The sequence below is a fragment of the Actinomadura sp. DC4 genome (assembly GCF_030406325.1).
Taxonomy (GTDB): Bacteria; Actinomycetota; Actinomycetes; order Streptosporangiales; family Streptosporangiaceae; genus Actinoallomurus.
This window is the reverse complement of the sequence record NZ_JAUEQY010000032.1, coordinates 121615-136015: the sequence shown is the minus strand read 5'-3', so window position 1 is coordinate 136015 and position 14401 is coordinate 121615. Positions and strand designations below refer to the sequence as shown.

Annotated in this window: 16 protein-coding genes; 7 read left to right on the top strand and 9 right to left on the bottom strand. The window is 67.9% G+C overall.

Annotation, left to right across the window (positions count from 1 at the left end; translation table 11 throughout):
• Positions 1–2266: hypothetical protein (locus tag QWU11_RS38545; protein ID WP_290119484.1), on the top strand; the 2266-nt coding region annotated here is incomplete at its 5' end.
• Positions 2267–2330: 64 nt separating this feature from the next.
• Here QWU11_RS38545 and QWU11_RS38540 read toward each other — a convergent pair.
• Positions 2331–2612: an integrase core domain-containing protein gene (locus QWU11_RS38540; RefSeq protein WP_290119489.1), complete on the bottom strand. Its 282-nt coding sequence runs from the start codon at positions 2610–2612 to the stop codon at positions 2331–2333.
• Positions 2613–2674: 62 nt separating this feature from the next.
• Here QWU11_RS38540 and QWU11_RS47530 point away from each other — a divergent pair, with 62 nt between their 5' ends.
• Positions 2675–3040: an RHS repeat-associated core domain-containing protein gene (locus QWU11_RS47530; RefSeq protein WP_354670935.1), complete on the top strand. Its 366-nt coding sequence runs from the start codon at positions 2675–2677 to the stop codon at positions 3038–3040.
• A 410-nt stretch (positions 3041–3450) separates the two neighbouring features.
• Here QWU11_RS47530 and QWU11_RS38535 read toward each other — a convergent pair whose 3' ends face one another.
• From QWU11_RS38535 to QWU11_RS38525, 3 genes are read right to left on the bottom strand one after another with little or no spacing between them, the layout of a single operon-like run.
• Positions 3451–3732: an FAD-dependent monooxygenase gene (locus tag QWU11_RS38535; protein WP_290119483.1), complete on the bottom strand. Its 282-nt coding sequence runs from the start codon at positions 3730–3732 to the stop codon at positions 3451–3453.
• Between the two features lie 57 nt (positions 3733–3789).
• Positions 3790–3954 (bottom strand): hypothetical protein, encoded by a 165-nt coding sequence (locus QWU11_RS38530; RefSeq protein ID WP_290119482.1) that lies wholly within the window; start codon positions 3952–3954, stop codon positions 3790–3792.
• Between the two features lie 40 nt (positions 3955–3994).
• Complete coding sequence (locus tag QWU11_RS38525; RefSeq protein WP_290119481.1) at positions 3995–4354, bottom strand: cytochrome P450; 360 nt, start codon at positions 4352–4354, stop codon at positions 3995–3997.
• A gap of 196 nt (positions 4355–4550) precedes the next feature.
• Between QWU11_RS38525 and QWU11_RS38520 the strand changes: the two genes are divergently transcribed.
• Positions 4551–5087: a TetR/AcrR family transcriptional regulator gene (locus tag QWU11_RS38520; protein WP_290119480.1), complete on the top strand. Its 537-nt coding sequence runs from the start codon at positions 4551–4553 to the stop codon at positions 5085–5087.
• 462 nt (positions 5088–5549) lie between these two features.
• Here QWU11_RS38520 and QWU11_RS38515 read toward each other — a convergent pair whose 3' ends face one another.
• Complete coding sequence (locus tag QWU11_RS38515) at positions 5550–6149, bottom strand: VWA domain-containing protein (RefSeq protein ID WP_290119479.1); 600 nt, start codon at positions 6147–6149, stop codon at positions 5550–5552.
• A 458-nt stretch (positions 6150–6607) separates the two neighbouring features.
• Here QWU11_RS38515 and QWU11_RS38510 point away from each other — a divergent pair, with 458 nt between their 5' ends.
• The 4 genes from QWU11_RS38510 (at position 6608) to QWU11_RS38495 (ending at position 8891) form a co-directional block, all read left to right on the top strand.
• Positions 6608–6919 carry a UBP-type zinc finger domain-containing protein gene (locus tag QWU11_RS38510; RefSeq protein ID WP_290119478.1) on the top strand — a complete coding sequence of 104 codons (312 nt, stop codon included), beginning with the start codon at positions 6608–6610 and terminating at the stop codon, positions 6917–6919.
• A gap of 224 nt (positions 6920–7143) precedes the next feature.
• Complete coding sequence (locus tag QWU11_RS38505; RefSeq protein WP_290119477.1) at positions 7144–8145, top strand: YihY/virulence factor BrkB family protein; 1002 nt, start codon at positions 7144–7146, stop codon at positions 8143–8145.
• Entirely contained in the window at positions 8145–8333 is a 189-nt protein-coding gene (locus QWU11_RS38500; RefSeq protein ID WP_290119476.1) for a hypothetical protein, read from the top strand. The genes QWU11_RS38505 and QWU11_RS38500 overlap by 1 nt, the downstream gene beginning before the upstream one ends.
• Positions 8334–8360: 27 nt before the next feature.
• Positions 8361–8891: a SpoIIE family protein phosphatase gene (locus tag QWU11_RS38495; protein WP_290119488.1), complete on the top strand. Its 531-nt coding sequence runs from the start codon at positions 8361–8363 to the stop codon at positions 8889–8891.
• A 402-nt stretch (positions 8892–9293) separates the two neighbouring features.
• On the opposite strand, the gene QWU11_RS38490 is transcribed toward QWU11_RS38495, so the two are convergent.
• Genes QWU11_RS38490 through QWU11_RS38475 form a run of 4 tightly spaced genes read right to left on the bottom strand, consistent with a single transcriptional unit; the run spans position 9294 to position 13930 of the window.
• Positions 9294–9617, bottom strand: a complete 324-nt coding sequence (locus QWU11_RS38490) for a hypothetical protein (protein WP_290119475.1) — start codon at positions 9615–9617, stop codon at positions 9294–9296.
• Between the two features lie 14 nt (positions 9618–9631).
• Positions 9632–11200 (bottom strand): High-affinity nickel-transporter, encoded by a 1569-nt coding sequence (locus QWU11_RS38485; RefSeq protein WP_290119474.1) that lies wholly within the window; start codon positions 11198–11200, stop codon positions 9632–9634.
• On the bottom strand, positions 11197–12480 hold the full coding sequence (locus QWU11_RS38480; RefSeq protein WP_290119473.1) for a hypothetical protein: 1284 nt from the start codon (positions 12478–12480) through the stop codon (positions 11197–11199). Before QWU11_RS38480 ends, QWU11_RS38485 begins: the two co-directional genes overlap by 4 nt.
• Before the next feature lie 55 nt (positions 12481–12535).
• Positions 12536–13930: a DUF4331 domain-containing protein gene (locus tag QWU11_RS38475; RefSeq protein ID WP_290119472.1), complete on the bottom strand. Its 1395-nt coding sequence runs from the start codon at positions 13928–13930 to the stop codon at positions 12536–12538.
• Between the last annotated feature and the right edge of the window lie 471 nt (positions 13931–14401).

The window sequence follows — 14401 nt, the reverse complement described above, 5'->3', positions numbered from 1 at the left end:
GGTGGTCGCCGGAGCGGTGACCACCGACAGCCCCCGGCCGCCGACCGTGACCGCACCCGGCCGGCTGAAGGGCAAGGCCATTCCCAACCTCGTGGAGCTGCTCCCCTGGGACACCAATCCCGGGCTGCCGTTCGACAACGAGTTCGCGGACGCGATCTCAGTGATCGACATGCCGCTGACGGAGCGCAACATCGAGGAGATCGCCCGGGTGATCCGCGACGGCGGCACGATCGACCTCTGGGTCGAGGACAAGTCCGCCTCGGCCGTCGCGGAGCTGGCGAGCCGGGTCGGTTCGACCGTCCAGACGCCTCCCGACCTGCCGGAGTTCACGGGCAACGGGAAGCGACACGACGGCACGTGGTTCACGCTGCGAAGGATCGTCGCGCACAAGGCGGGGGCGGGCAACCAGCCGTACGCGCCGGTCTGGTATCCGGACGAGCTGCTCGCCTGGGATCCGGCCAAGGACCCGGACGCGATCTTCAACCGGTCCCGGGTGCCGCTGGCGGAACGGGTCTGGAACGCTGATCTTCGCGCGAACACCGGCGCCAGAGCCGATCAGGGCGACATCATGGCGCTGGCGTCCTTCGGGGCGACGGCGAGGAACCCGTCGCAGGGTGGGACCGTGGCCTCGTATTACGCCTACGGCTACTGGCAGTACACCGGAATCCTGGTGTTCTGGGGTGGATCGGCCAGTGAGGGCATCATCCTCGTGCCGAATCCGACCATCATCGACGCCGCGCACCGCAACGGGGTGCCCGTCTACGGCAACGTCTTCCTCCCGCCGGACGACTACGGCGGGAGGATCGACTGGGTCCGGCAGTTCACCGACGGCCGGATGCCGCAGAAGCTCGTCCAGGCCGCGCAGTACTACGGATTCGATGGCTGGTTCGTCAATCAGGAAACGCGTGGCGGCGACGCCACGCTGGCCACGGCAGTACGCGATGTGCTGGTCCAGGCGCGCCGGCTCGCACCGACGCTGCGGTTCATCTGGTACGACGCGATGAACAGCACGGGACAGGTCGGCTGGCAGAACGCCCTGAACGCCTCCAACGCCATGTTCTTCCAGGCGTCCGGCACTCGCGTCAGCGACAGCATGTTCCTCAACTTCTGGTGGACGGCGGGCACGCTCAGCTCGTCCGCCACCTACGCCGCCCAGCTCGGCCGCTCCGCCTTCGACCTGTACGCGGGCGTCGACGTGGAGGCCCTGGGCTACACCGCCCCCGAACTGGCCCAGATCTTCCCGAGCAGTGGGAGCCGGAACGTCTCGGCCGGCCTGCACCGTACCGACTGGGCGTTCAAGTCGGCGAAAAGCCTCGGTGACTTCTATCGGCAGGACTCACAGTTCTGGGTCGGCGCCGCAGGGGACCCCTCCAAGGCCTCGGCGTCGGCCACGTGGCGGGCCCCGGCGAGCATCGTGGCCGAACGCACGCCGATCACGAAGACACCGTTCGTAACGAGCTTCAACACGGGGCAGGGCAAGCTGTACGCCGTGGACGGGACCACGTCGTCTACGAACCCATGGAACAACGTCGGCCTGCAGGACGTCCTGCCGACGTATCGATGGACGGTCTCCGGGCCGAGCACCGCGTCTCTGGTGCCGAGCCTCGACTTCAACGACGCGTACAACGGCGGCACCTCGCTGCTGCTGACCGGCGCCGTCGAGGGCTCGGTCCTGGTCCGCCTCTATCAGACCCAGCTGACGATCACCAGATCGACCCGGCTCCTGGTGACCTTCAAGGCGCCCGCCTCCGGGCCGACCTATCTCCAGGTCGCGGCCGGCTTCGCCGGCCGGGCCGACCCGGTCTACTACGACGTGGGCGCGGCCGGCTCGGCGAACTGGCAGACGGCGACCATCGATCTGAGCGGCGCCGGCGGCCAGACCCTGGTACGGCTCGACCTGCGGATCGCGCCCGCGGCGCGCGTGAACGGCTATCGAATGCGCGTCGGCCAACTCGCGGTCGTCGACGGTGCGCAGACACCCGGCCCGCCCAGCGCGATCACCGTGCTCGGCACCGCCCGCACGACTGCCACCACGCAGACGGTACGCATGAAATGGACCGCCTCCGCGAACCCCGTCCACCACTACAACGTATACCGCCGGAATCCCGACGGCAGCCGCACCCATCTCGGCGGTATCTGCAACGATGCCTATTTCGTGCCTCTGCTGACGCGAATCGGCGGCGAGGGCTCAACGACTCTCGACGTCGAGGCGGTCTCGCCCACGTTCGCCCGCTCGACGGCGGCCTCGGCGACGGTCTCCTGGTAACGCGAGGGCCCTGTGCCGCGCCAAAACTCATCGTCAAGGTTCCACCTGGGCTTTCACATGATCGTTAGACCGCCCTTCGATACTCGTGGATCAGGCCCGCGGCGGTACTGCGGCGCTTGATCACAGCCGTAAGGTCGATCGGCTCGTCGGGGTCATGCAGCGGTGGTCTTTGGTCGCGGGACTGGTGAGCCCGATGGGCGTTGTAGTGCTGCTCGTAGTCGGTCAGCAGCCGCCGCAGGTGCTGTACGCCGTAGATCAGCAGGTGGTCGAGGCACTCGCGCCGCAATGTGCCCACGAATCGTTCGGCGTAGGAGTTCGCACGAGGCGATCGTGGCGGTGTCTTGATGATCCGTGTGCCGCTGCTGGTGAGGACCTCGTCGAAGGTCCGGGAGAACTTGCCGTCGCGGTCTGTGGCCCGCCCCGAACACGAGCCTCGCCAAACTGGGTCATCGCTACGACAATCCCGCCCAGGGCCGGTTCACCCAGCAGGACGACATCACCAAGCTCGCAGACACGCAGAACGCGAACAAATACAGCTACGCGAGCGGAAATCCAATCAACCGCATCGACCCGACGGGTCAGTGGAGTTGGTCAGCCGCCCTTCTCGGAATCACGTCTGGCTTCCTCGCCGGTACGGTCTTGTGTGCGGTCGGAGAGGTCATCGGAGGGCCTGTCGTAGGGGTCATGGCCGGATGGATCAGCTTGTGGCAGCATCGTATCGGGGATTGTCAGCGGCGCCACCGCATGATGCCCTCCACCTGGCGGAATAGCTGAATCACGTATCATTTTTGGGATGGTGTCGTCGCCGTTGACGACACCATCCCAAAAGGTAAGTCCAGACCCAATAAAAGCGAGGCATGCCGTGACCGAGTCAACGATTCTCTTTCGCCGGACCGCCGGCTGGCGGGACCTACTCCGGGCGTACTCAATCGAAGTCGACGGAAAGCAGGTCGGCAAAGTGCGGCGAGGCGAAGATCTGACCGTCGAGGTAGGACCGGGAACACATCGCGCGCAGGCCGCCATTGACTGGGCCAGGAGCCCGGTATGCGAAGTGGTCACAGAAGTCGGTGGGACGACCGAGGTGACGGTAGCACCCGCGGGGGGCGTCTTCGCGTCTCTGTTCCGGCCGAAGGAATACATCTCCTTGACCGTCGAAGCGAAGATCCAGTAATGGGCCGCTGAGGTCAGGTGTGCAGGGTCGTGCGCGGAGGGTCCGCGCGCAGGAGGTACCTCGTGACCACGCTCGACGGGTCGGAGATCTCATCGAGCAGGCCCCGCATGTCCAGCACTCCCGCGGTGCGCGGTTGGATACTGCCGGCCCGGGACTGGGGGTTGGGGTGTTCGGCCTTCTCCACCACGATCGCCTTCGCGCCGGCCAGGGTTAGCTCGAAGGCCAGCATCAACCCGGTCGGACCGGCCCCCACGACCAGAACGTCGGCGTCGATCTCCCCGTACGGGTCTGTCATCGCGAGGGTCTCGGAGTGGTGGTGTCGTCGTTGTCGGTGTGTCAGGCGTGGTGCGGTCTATGTGTGGTGTCGCGGGGTTCCTGAGGTCCGGGGCTGCGCCGGGGCGCGGCGGCGGCGGGCGCGGCGGCGGAGTGCGATTTGCAGTGCAACCAGCGCGATGACCAGCACGATGGTGCCGGTGAGGCCGAGGTAGCTGTGAAACAGGAGCGGGACGAGGAACATGACACTCTCCTTCAGACGTGATGGGTCGCGGGTCCGGGGGTTACCAGGTGACGGGCAGGGTGGTGAGTTCGTCGGTGATGCGATCGGCGTGGACGCGAAGCTGCTGGTGGGATGCGGCCAACCGCAGAGTGGGGATCCGGCGGAATAGCCGAGTGAACACTTCTTGGAGTTCGATACGTGCCTGGCTCGCGCCGATGCAGTAGTGAGCGCCGTGGCCGAAGGTGAGGTGCTGGTTCGGGGAGCGCTCGATGTCGAACTCGTCGGGGCGCTCGAATGCCCGCGGGTCGCGGTTGGCCGCTCTGGAGCCCGTCTTTGGCGGCATCCGAGGATGCCGCCTTGGTCGGTGTCGCGGCGCCAACGCCAGCAGGTCCTGCCCGTGCGCGAACGGCAGCCGATCCATGCCAAACTCCTCTCCTTGCCGGCGGCGAGAGCCCGCTCAAAGTCCCGGTGCGGCGCCATTTCCAACCGCACCATGTACACTTGCTAGTGTACATCGTGGAGGATACTAGAGGAATTCCGGTGGTGGCAAGGTGAGTAAGGAAAGGTCGAAGGCAACGCGGCAACGGCTGGGCCGCGAAGAGCGCCGAGCCCAGCTCGTGGCGGCGGCGGCCCGCTCGTTCATGCACGCCGGTTTCGCGGCCACCAGCCTGGACGACGTCGCCGCCGCCGCGGGGGTCACCAAAGCGATCATCTATCGGCACTTCGAGTCCAAGCACGACCTCTACCTCGCGGTCCTGCTCGACACCCGCCGACGCATCCGCGACCACGTGCGCGACCCGCAACTCGACGCCGACACCGTGGCAGAACTCGCCCTGGCTGCCCGCGAGGCCCCGGACGGTTTCCGGCTGCTGTACCGCCACGCACGCCAGGAACCGGACTTCGCCGACTACGTCGACGAACTGGACACCAACGCCACGCACACTGCCGAGACCCGATTGCGTGAACGCATCCCCGACCCGGCCCGACGCCGATGGATCGCCGCCCTCGTGGCGGCCATCATCTTCGATGCCATCCTGACCTGGCTCGACACCGATCAGCCCGTCGAACCCGACGAACTTGCCCGCACCCTGCAGGCGACCGTGCGGGCACTGACCACCGCCCAGGCCCCCTCGGCTGAAACCGCGACGTCATGACGACGACAGGGTCGACGACGGCGACGGTGTCGGCCCCGGCTGCGGCCAGTGGGACAGCGATCCGCCCGGCGCCCACGCCGATCTCCACACCCCGGCGCCCGGTGATCGCGGCGAGCAGCTGAGCGGTTTGCGCGGCGGCTGGGAAGGCATGTGAGAACTACGCGGCAGTCGTCCGGGAAGGCGTGGGCGTTGTCGTTGTCATCTGTGGTGACGTTCCATCCCGCCTGGGTTGCCAGGTCGAGTACGGTGCCGGGCCGCCCGGGTCCGGCCAGTGGTCGTGCGACCAGCGTCACGATGTTCCCTTCTCTCGATTCGACTCGCCATCGCTAGGTCCCTGCGCGGGTGCGGGGGGATCCAGGCTCGACTTGGCGGATGGTGTGAAGGGAGGCGGCGGTTCTCTCCTCCTACGAGTGCCGGCGGGCCCACTTCAGCGGCGAGCTCTTGGGGCCCCGGTACCCCTGGTCAGGTGTGGCGGAGGGCGTGGACGGCGGCTTGCCCGCTGGCGTCGGTTGTCTGGGCGGGGCCGGTGAGCAGGAGCGGCTGGGCGCTGGGGGTGATGGGGTCGTCGGCCTCGGGGTGGAGCCACAGCACGCCGCAGCCGGTGCCGATGAGACGGGTGATGCGTTTGTGGGCTTCGTCGCAGTCGGGAAGGTCGTACGCGCCGTCGGAGACGATGACCAGGAGGCGGGCGGCGTCCGGGCGGGTCAGGTCGAGGGCGGCTTCCAGGGCGTCGATCGCGGTGCCGATGGCGTGGGCGCGGTCGTCGGCCTCGAATTCGGTGACGTGGGCGAGGGCTCGTCCGGGGCGGGTGATGGGGCGTACGCCCGCGCCGTAGACGACGGTGGCCGATATGGCGTCGGGCAGGTGGGAGGTGGCGTTGGCCAGGATCCAGGCGGCGGAGGCGACCGGGCCGCACACGGGCCGCATCGATGCCGAGACGTCGCAGGCGCTGCCGACGCGCAGGGGCGGGGCGGGTACGTGGCTGCGTACCGCGCGGGTGAACGGTTCGGCCGTGGGCGCCCCGGCGGCGCGCTGGGCGTCGGCGGCCAGGACGCCGCGCATGTTCAGCCGGCCCGGGGCATGGCCGAGGACACGGTTCCTGCGAGTCAGGTCATTCCCACATCTCGGGCACAGCCTAATCGATAGGAAAAGACCATCTTGCGGTAGTCACCGGCGGATCGTCGGCATCGGTGGCGTCTCGTCGTGGCCACGGTCGCGGTGTGGGGTACTGATGAGGCGCCCCCGCCAGTAATGGCATGGGACAGAGCGTCCAAGCGAGGGGCAGGGCCGGGACAATAGGTACCCGAGCCGCGTACGGTGCCCAGCTTCGTTCCGTCGCCCCTCAGATGAGCCCGGCCCAGTAGACACGTGCAGGCGCCCTTCTCACCGTATCGGCGGGTAATCGGCTGTGGTGATGGGCTTTAGCCGGGTCGGATGTTTCCGACATGACGGCAGCGGGCTTGACTGACGGGAATCGGCCGGGCTGTGCCCGGTTCCCCCGGAACGACGAAGGAACCCCCATGGTCTCCAAGCAGACCGAGGCCCTGAACGCACCCGTGGTCAGCGCGAAAGGGCAGGCACCACGCTGCGAACACCTCGACGGGCTCACACCGGTCACCCCTCAGAGCAGCTTCTGCCGAGACTGCCGGGCCGAGGACGACCGCCTGGCGAGCCTGCTGATCTGCCTGACCTGCGGCTGGGTGGCATGTTCGGACGGTTCACCCAATCAGCACGCCAAGGCCCACTCTGAGAAGACCGACCATCCGATCGCCGCAGCCATGGAGCCCGGCCCGCGATGGAGATGGTGTTACGTACACCAGCGCCTGGTCTAACCGACCCGTTCCTCGGTCCGGACGTGTCGTACACGTGCACTGGACCATCCACACGACCGGCGAGGATCCCGCGGGCGCCGGCCGTACCGCGTCTGTGCTGAGAACTCACCACCTCATGCGACCTAGCATTCTTCCGGCAAGCGATGAGGTCGGACGACCGAGAGTCCCTCACACGCGGCCCAGCTCTCGCTGCATAAGTTTTTGCACGCGGGCAGGTCCCCCATGTGGATGACTTGCGAGGTTCGTCGTCGATCGGGCGGATAGATGCCTTTCAGCAGCGGCATCGCTGGGCGGGTCTGCCACTGGCCGTGGTGTACAAGTTCGCCGACGACCAGGGTGTCTATCTGACGACACTGATCACTTACTACGGGTTCGTGTCGCTGTTTCCGTTGTTGTTGCTCCTGGCCACCGCCTTGGGCTATGCCTTGCACGGCAGGCCGGGCCTACAGCAACGGGTGCTGGATTCGGCGCTTGCCCAGTTTCCGGTCATCGGCGACCAGATCGGCACGAACATCCACTCCTTCCACGGGAGTGTTCCTGGCCTGGTCATCGGTGTCTTTGGAAGCGTCTACGGTGGCCTCGGCGTCGTTCAGGCCATCCAGAGCGCACTGAACAAGATGTGGGGAGTACCGCGAAACTCGCGCCCGAATCCGATCGCCGCCCGGCTCCGCAGCCTGCTGCTGCTCGCTGCGGGCGGTGCCGGCATCTTGGCGACCACGACGCTGTCGGCTCTGTTCGCGAACGCGGGCTCGGACGACAGCAGCTTTCGAGTGGGCACCGTCGTCATCATCACTTTCGCCCTCAACGTCGTTTTGTTCACGACCGCGTACCGTGTACTGACCGCACGGCCGGTCACCATCGCACAGGTACGCGCGGGCGCTGTCGCCTGCGCTGCGATCTGGCAGATACTGCAATGGGCGGGCACGTTCCTGCTGGGCCATACACTCAGAGGTGCCACCGCCACCTACGGCCTGTTCGGAATCGTCCTCGGCTTGTTGACCTGGATCTATATCGGCGCCCTGGCACTCGTGGTGTGTGCTGAGTTCAATGTCGTCCGCGTGCAACGGCTATGGCCACGCAGCCTGCTGACGCCCTTCACCGACAATCCCGACATCACCGCAGGAGACCGCCGCGCCTACAGCTCCTATGCCAAAACCGAACGCCATAAAGGCTTTGAGAATGTCGACGTCGACTTCGACGAACCCCAGGAGCAGGACCCCCACTGATGACCTTCACGTGCCGGCCCGGGACGGATGGAAGGCAACATCTGCTATTCCTCGCGCAGGTATCGACGGCGATCGGCAGCAGCCTGGACGCGGACGCCACGTTGCGGCGGCCGGCGCGTCTGGTGGTTCCGGTCCTCGCGGACTGGTGTGCCGTCGATCTGTTCGAGGGCATGACATCAGACGGGTGACCGTCGTCGGCCGACGCCTGCGCGGAGCTGCCACCGGGATCGGCACTCTTGCTCTACACCGACGGTCTGATCGAACGCCGCGCCGAGTCCCTCGACCGCGGCATGACCCGGCTCCGCCAGCAGACCATCACCCTCGCCGACCTCGACGTCGAACTGTTCTGCGACAGGCTCCTCGCCATGATCGCCCGACCACGAGGACGACATCGCCCTGATCGCTCTCCGCATCCCTGCCGCATGCTGAGGCCACAGGCCCGACGGGCCTGCGGCGGCTACCGGGCTCCTCGGCAGTTGCGCGAGGGAGCCATCCGGTCGGTTCCGCCCGCGGTCGCCGGACAGCGGCCGGAGGGAGCCAGGTGCCTCCCGATGAGGCAGTGCGGCGGATGGCCGGCCGGTCCTCCCGGGTACGGTGGGATGCCGCAGCGCCAGTGGAGCCCTCTTCCTCGGCGGCCGCCGCGGCGGAGACTCATCGCTCGCCGCGCCGTACCGCAAAGATGGCGATCGCGGTGTTCATGGCGTCAGCCAACCGCCATTGCGACTGCACGGAAACCACAAACCTGAGCATGGCCCATCACCCCCGCTGATCACCGGTCGGCCGACACGAGGGCACGCCGCTGTGGGGTGTTCTGACGGCAACCCCACAGCGGCCGCTCGGATGCGGCGTACCACCTGAGGTTCCCCCGTTCGCCCGACGCCTGACCCGAGGTCACTTGTGATCATCAGGAAGGATGTCCCGCATGCCCGCACCACACCCTCCGGAGTTCCGGCGCCGCGCGGTCGAACTGGCGCGCCAGGGCGATAAACCCCTGCCCCAGAGCGTCTGCCCGTCGCGTCACCGGTGATGCCCACACGTCGGCCGGCGGCGGGCCCCGTCGGCCCATCACCGGGAAGTCGATGCTCCCTGGGCACCAGTATCGAGTGGCGATGGCGGTGCGCACGTTGCCGGAGACCATGTTGGCGGTGTCATCGAGAGGGTCTCAGGATCGATGAGACCGGACTGGGGTTCGCGCCGAGTTTCAGGTACAGGCGCGCCCAGGCTCGGTCGGCGGGTGTGGCGTGTCGGTGGTCGCAGTAGGGCCGGGTCCCGTTGGTGGTGTAGTAGCGCAGGAGCAGGAGGCCTCGCGCCGTGTCGTCGGTGTAGTTCACCGGTGGCGTGTGTCTTTGGTGTTCCATGCAGGTCAGTGCGGCTGTGCCGTGGCCGGCGTCGAACGTGCCGCTGGTGCCGCCGCAGCCGGTCATGGTGACAAGCGCGGCGAGGGCCAGGGCGAAGGCGGCTGCGTTTCGCATTCGAGGATTCCTTTTCAGACGGAGCCGGTGATGGCGCGCAGGGCCAGGCCGGCGCCGACGACGGTGACGAGTACCGCGGTGAACATCGGGGTGTAGCGGGTCAGCCGGCTCGCCCGATGACCGGCGGGCAGGCGGTCGAGGAGGCCGCGCAGGCGGAGGAGGAGCAGCCCGGCGGCGGTGAGTGTGGCGGCCATGCCGATTCCGTAGCCGATGATCAGTGCGACGCCGAAAATGGTGCGGCCCAGGGCGATGGCGCCGAGCAGGACCACGAGCGCGGACGGGCTGGGCACCAGACCGCCGGACACGCCCAGACCGATCAGGCGGCCTCGCTCGGACCGGCTCACCGCGTGCCCGTGCCCGTGGCCGTGCCTGTGACCGTGACCGGGGCCGCGGCTGTGCCCATGTTCTTGGTCGTGGGCGTGGGGTTGGGGAGCACCGCTTGGTGCCGGTAGGTGACCTACGGCGACCATGTGCTCGACACGGCCGGGATCCGTGGTGTGGCCCCCGAAGGGAGTGGGGACGCGCCGGGCACGCCATGCGGACCGCAGTAGGCCCAGGCCGATGGCCATGACCAGCAGCCCGCTGATCACGCCGAGCCAGGACAGGAGCGACTCGCCGGCCAGTGAGGTGGAGACGCTGAGCAGGAAGCCGAGGAGCAGGACTCCGCCGGTGTGGGTCACGGTGACGGTCATGCCGACGGTGACGGCGTCGCGGATCCGGCCGCTGCGGCCGGCGATGTAGGCGGCCATCACGGTCTTGCCGTGGCCGGGCATAGCGGCGTGGGAGGCGCCGAGGGCGACCGCGAGTAGCAAGGCCAGCAGTCCGACCGGCACGGTCAGGTGCCGGGCGCCGACCAGCGAGTCGAAGTAGGCGGTCAACCGGTTGAGGCCGCGGGAGATGATCCCGGCCGATGGGACTCCGGGCAGGTTCCGTACCGACGAGCCCTCCCCCGGTGCCGTACGAAGCGTGGCCGAGCGGACGTTCAGCGGTGAGGTGAGCAGGTCACCGGGATAGCGCCGGAGCTCGTCGCTGACGCTGCTTCGTGGCACCGGCGAATGGACCAGGCGTACGCCTCTGCCGGTCGCGGTGATCTCGTGCCAGCCGATGCGGTCGGCTCGGAACCCGTTCGCGAAGCCGACCTCGCTGGGTCGTACGAGGTCGGCACGGGCGGTGAGCTGACAGGTCAGCCGGCTCGTACGCAGCCCGGCGGCGCCCGGCACGTACGCGTAGGACGTCGAGGTGACGCTCCAGCCGAGCGGCCGGCCCGCGAGCGTTGTCCGGGTCGCGCGGGCGAGTCCGGCGCACTGTCCGCGCGCGAAGGTGGTCATCTCCGCTGCGTCGACCGAGCCGTCGTGGCCGGTGTCCACCGCGCTCTTATCCTGGAGTGTGGGGATCTCGGCCGCGTCCACCACGGCGGTGTCGGCGATGTGATCGGGGAACAGGGTGAGCCCGTCGTAGTGGTTGACGGTGAAGTTGCCGAGCGGGTGGGCGGGCATGGCCCCGGTCGTGGTCACGGCACTCGCGCCGGTGGTGACGGACAGGACGCCCGCCACGAGCAGGACCACGGCGATGAGCCGCCTCATGTCGCCCGGCCGATCGCAGGGATGGCCGGATCGAGATGCGGGTTGGCGCGCCGGGCGGTGGCGCGGTCCGCGCGTGCCGCTCCGGTGTCGCCCAGAGCGTCCTCCATGGTGGCCTTGTGCTGGTAGAACACCGCGTTGCGCCAGCCGAGCCGGGTGGCCTGCCTGGCGTAGCCGAGGGCCTCGCTGTCCTTGCCGTTCAGATGCAGCGCCCAGGCGAGAGCGTCGGCGACGACGACACTGTGGCGGCGCGCCCATTCGGCGCGCGCGTGGGTGAGTGCGCCGTCGGCGTCGCCGGTGTCGGCCGCGTACTCCGACGCGGTCAGATCGTCGGTTACTCCGTTGGCGGCGAACAGCCGCTGCTCGCCGTCGATGACCTGCCGTTGCCGGGCCGCCTCGTCGGTACGTTTCAGTGAGGTGAGCAGTTCGGCGTATTCGACGACATACTGCGGTTGGGGAATCCGTCCGACGACGGTCTGGAAGTCCCGTACCGCGGGGCCGGAGTCGCCGCGGAGCGCCTCGGTCTTGGCGATGCCCTCCAGTGCCGGCACGTACGTCGAGTCTGCCGTATGCGCGAGGCCGTACTGCTCGGCGGCCTGGCCCAGGTCCCCGGCGTGCAGCGCTAGCTCGCCGAGGTAGTAGCGGCAGAACGCGACGTCCGAGTGTGTGTAGGCGGCCCGTAGCGCCTGCCCGAGGACCCGGCGTGCGCCCGCCACGTCACCGTGCTGCTCCAGCTCATAGGAAGCGCGGGTGAAGGAGGAGACGCCGGGCTGCAGAGCGGTCATCCGGCCGATCGCGGCAGTGGCCGCCGGGTAGACGCCGAGCTGGGTGTAGGCATCGTCCAGGGTGCCGAACACGTCCGGGTTCGAGGGGTTGATCTTCTTGGCCCGTTCACCCCAGCTGACGGCACCGGCGAAGTCGTGCCGGGCGTTCGCCAGAGCGGCCATGCCGACCATCGCCGGATAGTTCTCGGTGTCGTTCAGCCGCAGAGAGCGCCATAGCGCACCCTCGGCCTTCGGATAGTACGTCGGGTCGACGGTGATCCGGGCCTGCTGAACATAGGCGGCGCCCAGGTCCGCCCAGGTCCGGTAGTCATCCGGAGTGTCGTGCAGGGTCTGCTGGTAGCGCGCGATGGCCCCGGTCGCGGCGACCACCGGCGTACCAGGCGCCGGGGCCTGGCGGCGGCCCGCGATGCCGCCCGCCAGCAGTGCGACCAGCGCGACGGCAAGGACTGACGCCGCGTACGCCACGTGGCGTCTCTTGATGTGCTTCCAATGGGTCACAGTCATCTCCGTCCCGGTGGTGCGGGGAGTGCCGGAGCCCTCCCCGCACCTGAACTCATCCGGCCTGGTTGACCGAGGTGTCGTGCGGCAGCGCGACGTAGGGGAACGCGGAGCCGAACGCCGACTCGTTGGCGTCCACCCCGTCTCCCTTGGCCAGCGCGGGCACGAGCTTGCCGGTCCGTGCCGCGCCCTCGAGCGCCTGCAGCCCGATGTCGACGACGTCGTCACCGAGACGCCGGCCGTTCGGGTAGCCCTGCAGGTCTCCGGCGAGCACGCCGAGCCGGTTCGGCGCCGCGGTCACCGGGACGGCCATGTTCAACCGCAGCTCCTCGGCCGGCACGAACCGCGAGGCCCGTACGTCCTTGTTGAGCAGCTGAGAGTTGAGGTCGGCCTGAATCGGGCCGCCGGAGTTCTTGGAGATGCCGGACAGGAAGATCTCCGACAGGTCCTTACGCGGTGTCGCCGGAGCGGGCACCCCGTAGATCTTCTGGATCAGCTGCGGGACCTCGGGGTTCAGCACCCTGTTCACCAGGGGCTTGACCGTGTGGTCCTGCGACGGGTCCAGCCGGTTGAAGGTGTCCTTCAGGCCCGCCGGCGAGACGAGCTCGTTGACCAGCGGGTTCCCCAGCCGGGACACCTGGTGGTAGCCGCCGGCCTGGATGCCGCCCAGCTTCACGTCGGCACCCTTGCGATCCGTGGTGGACCAGATGCCGACCACCGGGTTGCGGGTGACATCGCCCCTGAGCGCGAGCGCCTTCTTGGGTACCTGCAACGCGATGGTGTTCACGTTGTAGCCCTTGAGGGTGTCGTGCCCGGTCTCCTTCAGGTTCGCCCCGTACAACAGGTCGAAGGCCCGAAGGTCGAGGAAGAACGAGTCGTCGGCCTGCCCGGCGTAGGTCCTGCCGCCTCCACCGACCGCGCTCACGGCCTGGCGGCGAAGAGCCCCGTAGTCGGGCATCGACGCCTTGCCGACGTCCGACGGAGCCGCGATAGCGTCCTTGACCAGGGTCTTCGTCCCGTACTTGGTGACCTCCTGGAGTGTGTAGTGCTGACGGAACAACAAGGTCGCGTCCTTCAGCGACGTGACCGGTCCGTTGTTGTACAGGAACGTGCTGGTGCCCCGCCGGTCCTCGTTGCTGAACGTCCAGCGGTAGATGATGTCGGCCCGGCCGTCACCATCGTTGTCGATCTTGATGTTGTAGTACGTGTTCGTCGCGAACGGATAGAAGTTCGGCCCTCCGTTGGGCTCCTCGAACGGGATCCAGTTCGCGACCAGTGACACCGTGTTCGCGTCGTCCGGACTGGTGAACGCGTACACGTCGGTGTTGTCCGCCTGCGGGTCGCCGGCGATGAGCGGCGCCTCACGGTGGCTGGAAGCACTGCCGGTGCCCGGGCCGAAGGAGCCCAGCAGACCGGCGGTGGCCGCCACTGCCGTGGCGGCGGCGAGCATGGTGGGGCGTCTCCCTCTGAGACGCCCTTGAGCTTTCTGCATTGCGTGGAATTCCTTTCAATTGCCCACGATGACAGCGAGCAAAAGGGCTCGTTTCATGCCCAAGAGCGGAAGAATCGCCCCCTTTCTTGATCTGAGACGCCAGTGGCTCCGAGAATCTTCAATGAGCTTTCGGAGGCCATGACCGCATGGATTGGACCGGAACCCCAATACTTAGGTCTAGTTGCTGCAATCTAATTGCAGTAATATCTCCAAGCGCGGAAGGGACAGGCACCTCAAGCAGTCGTGGGCACCGTGAATTTCAAGCGCCGGCAGTATCCGCCGGTAGCGGCCCGCCCGTACGAGACGGTGCCGATGGCCAACCCCATGTGACATCCAGCCCACCGGCGGCGTCGTCCGCGGCGAGGACGGGCTCGCCGGCTGCCAAAGCAGGCGGCCCAGCATCGGTGCTGGGTTTTGAGGAGGCGACCG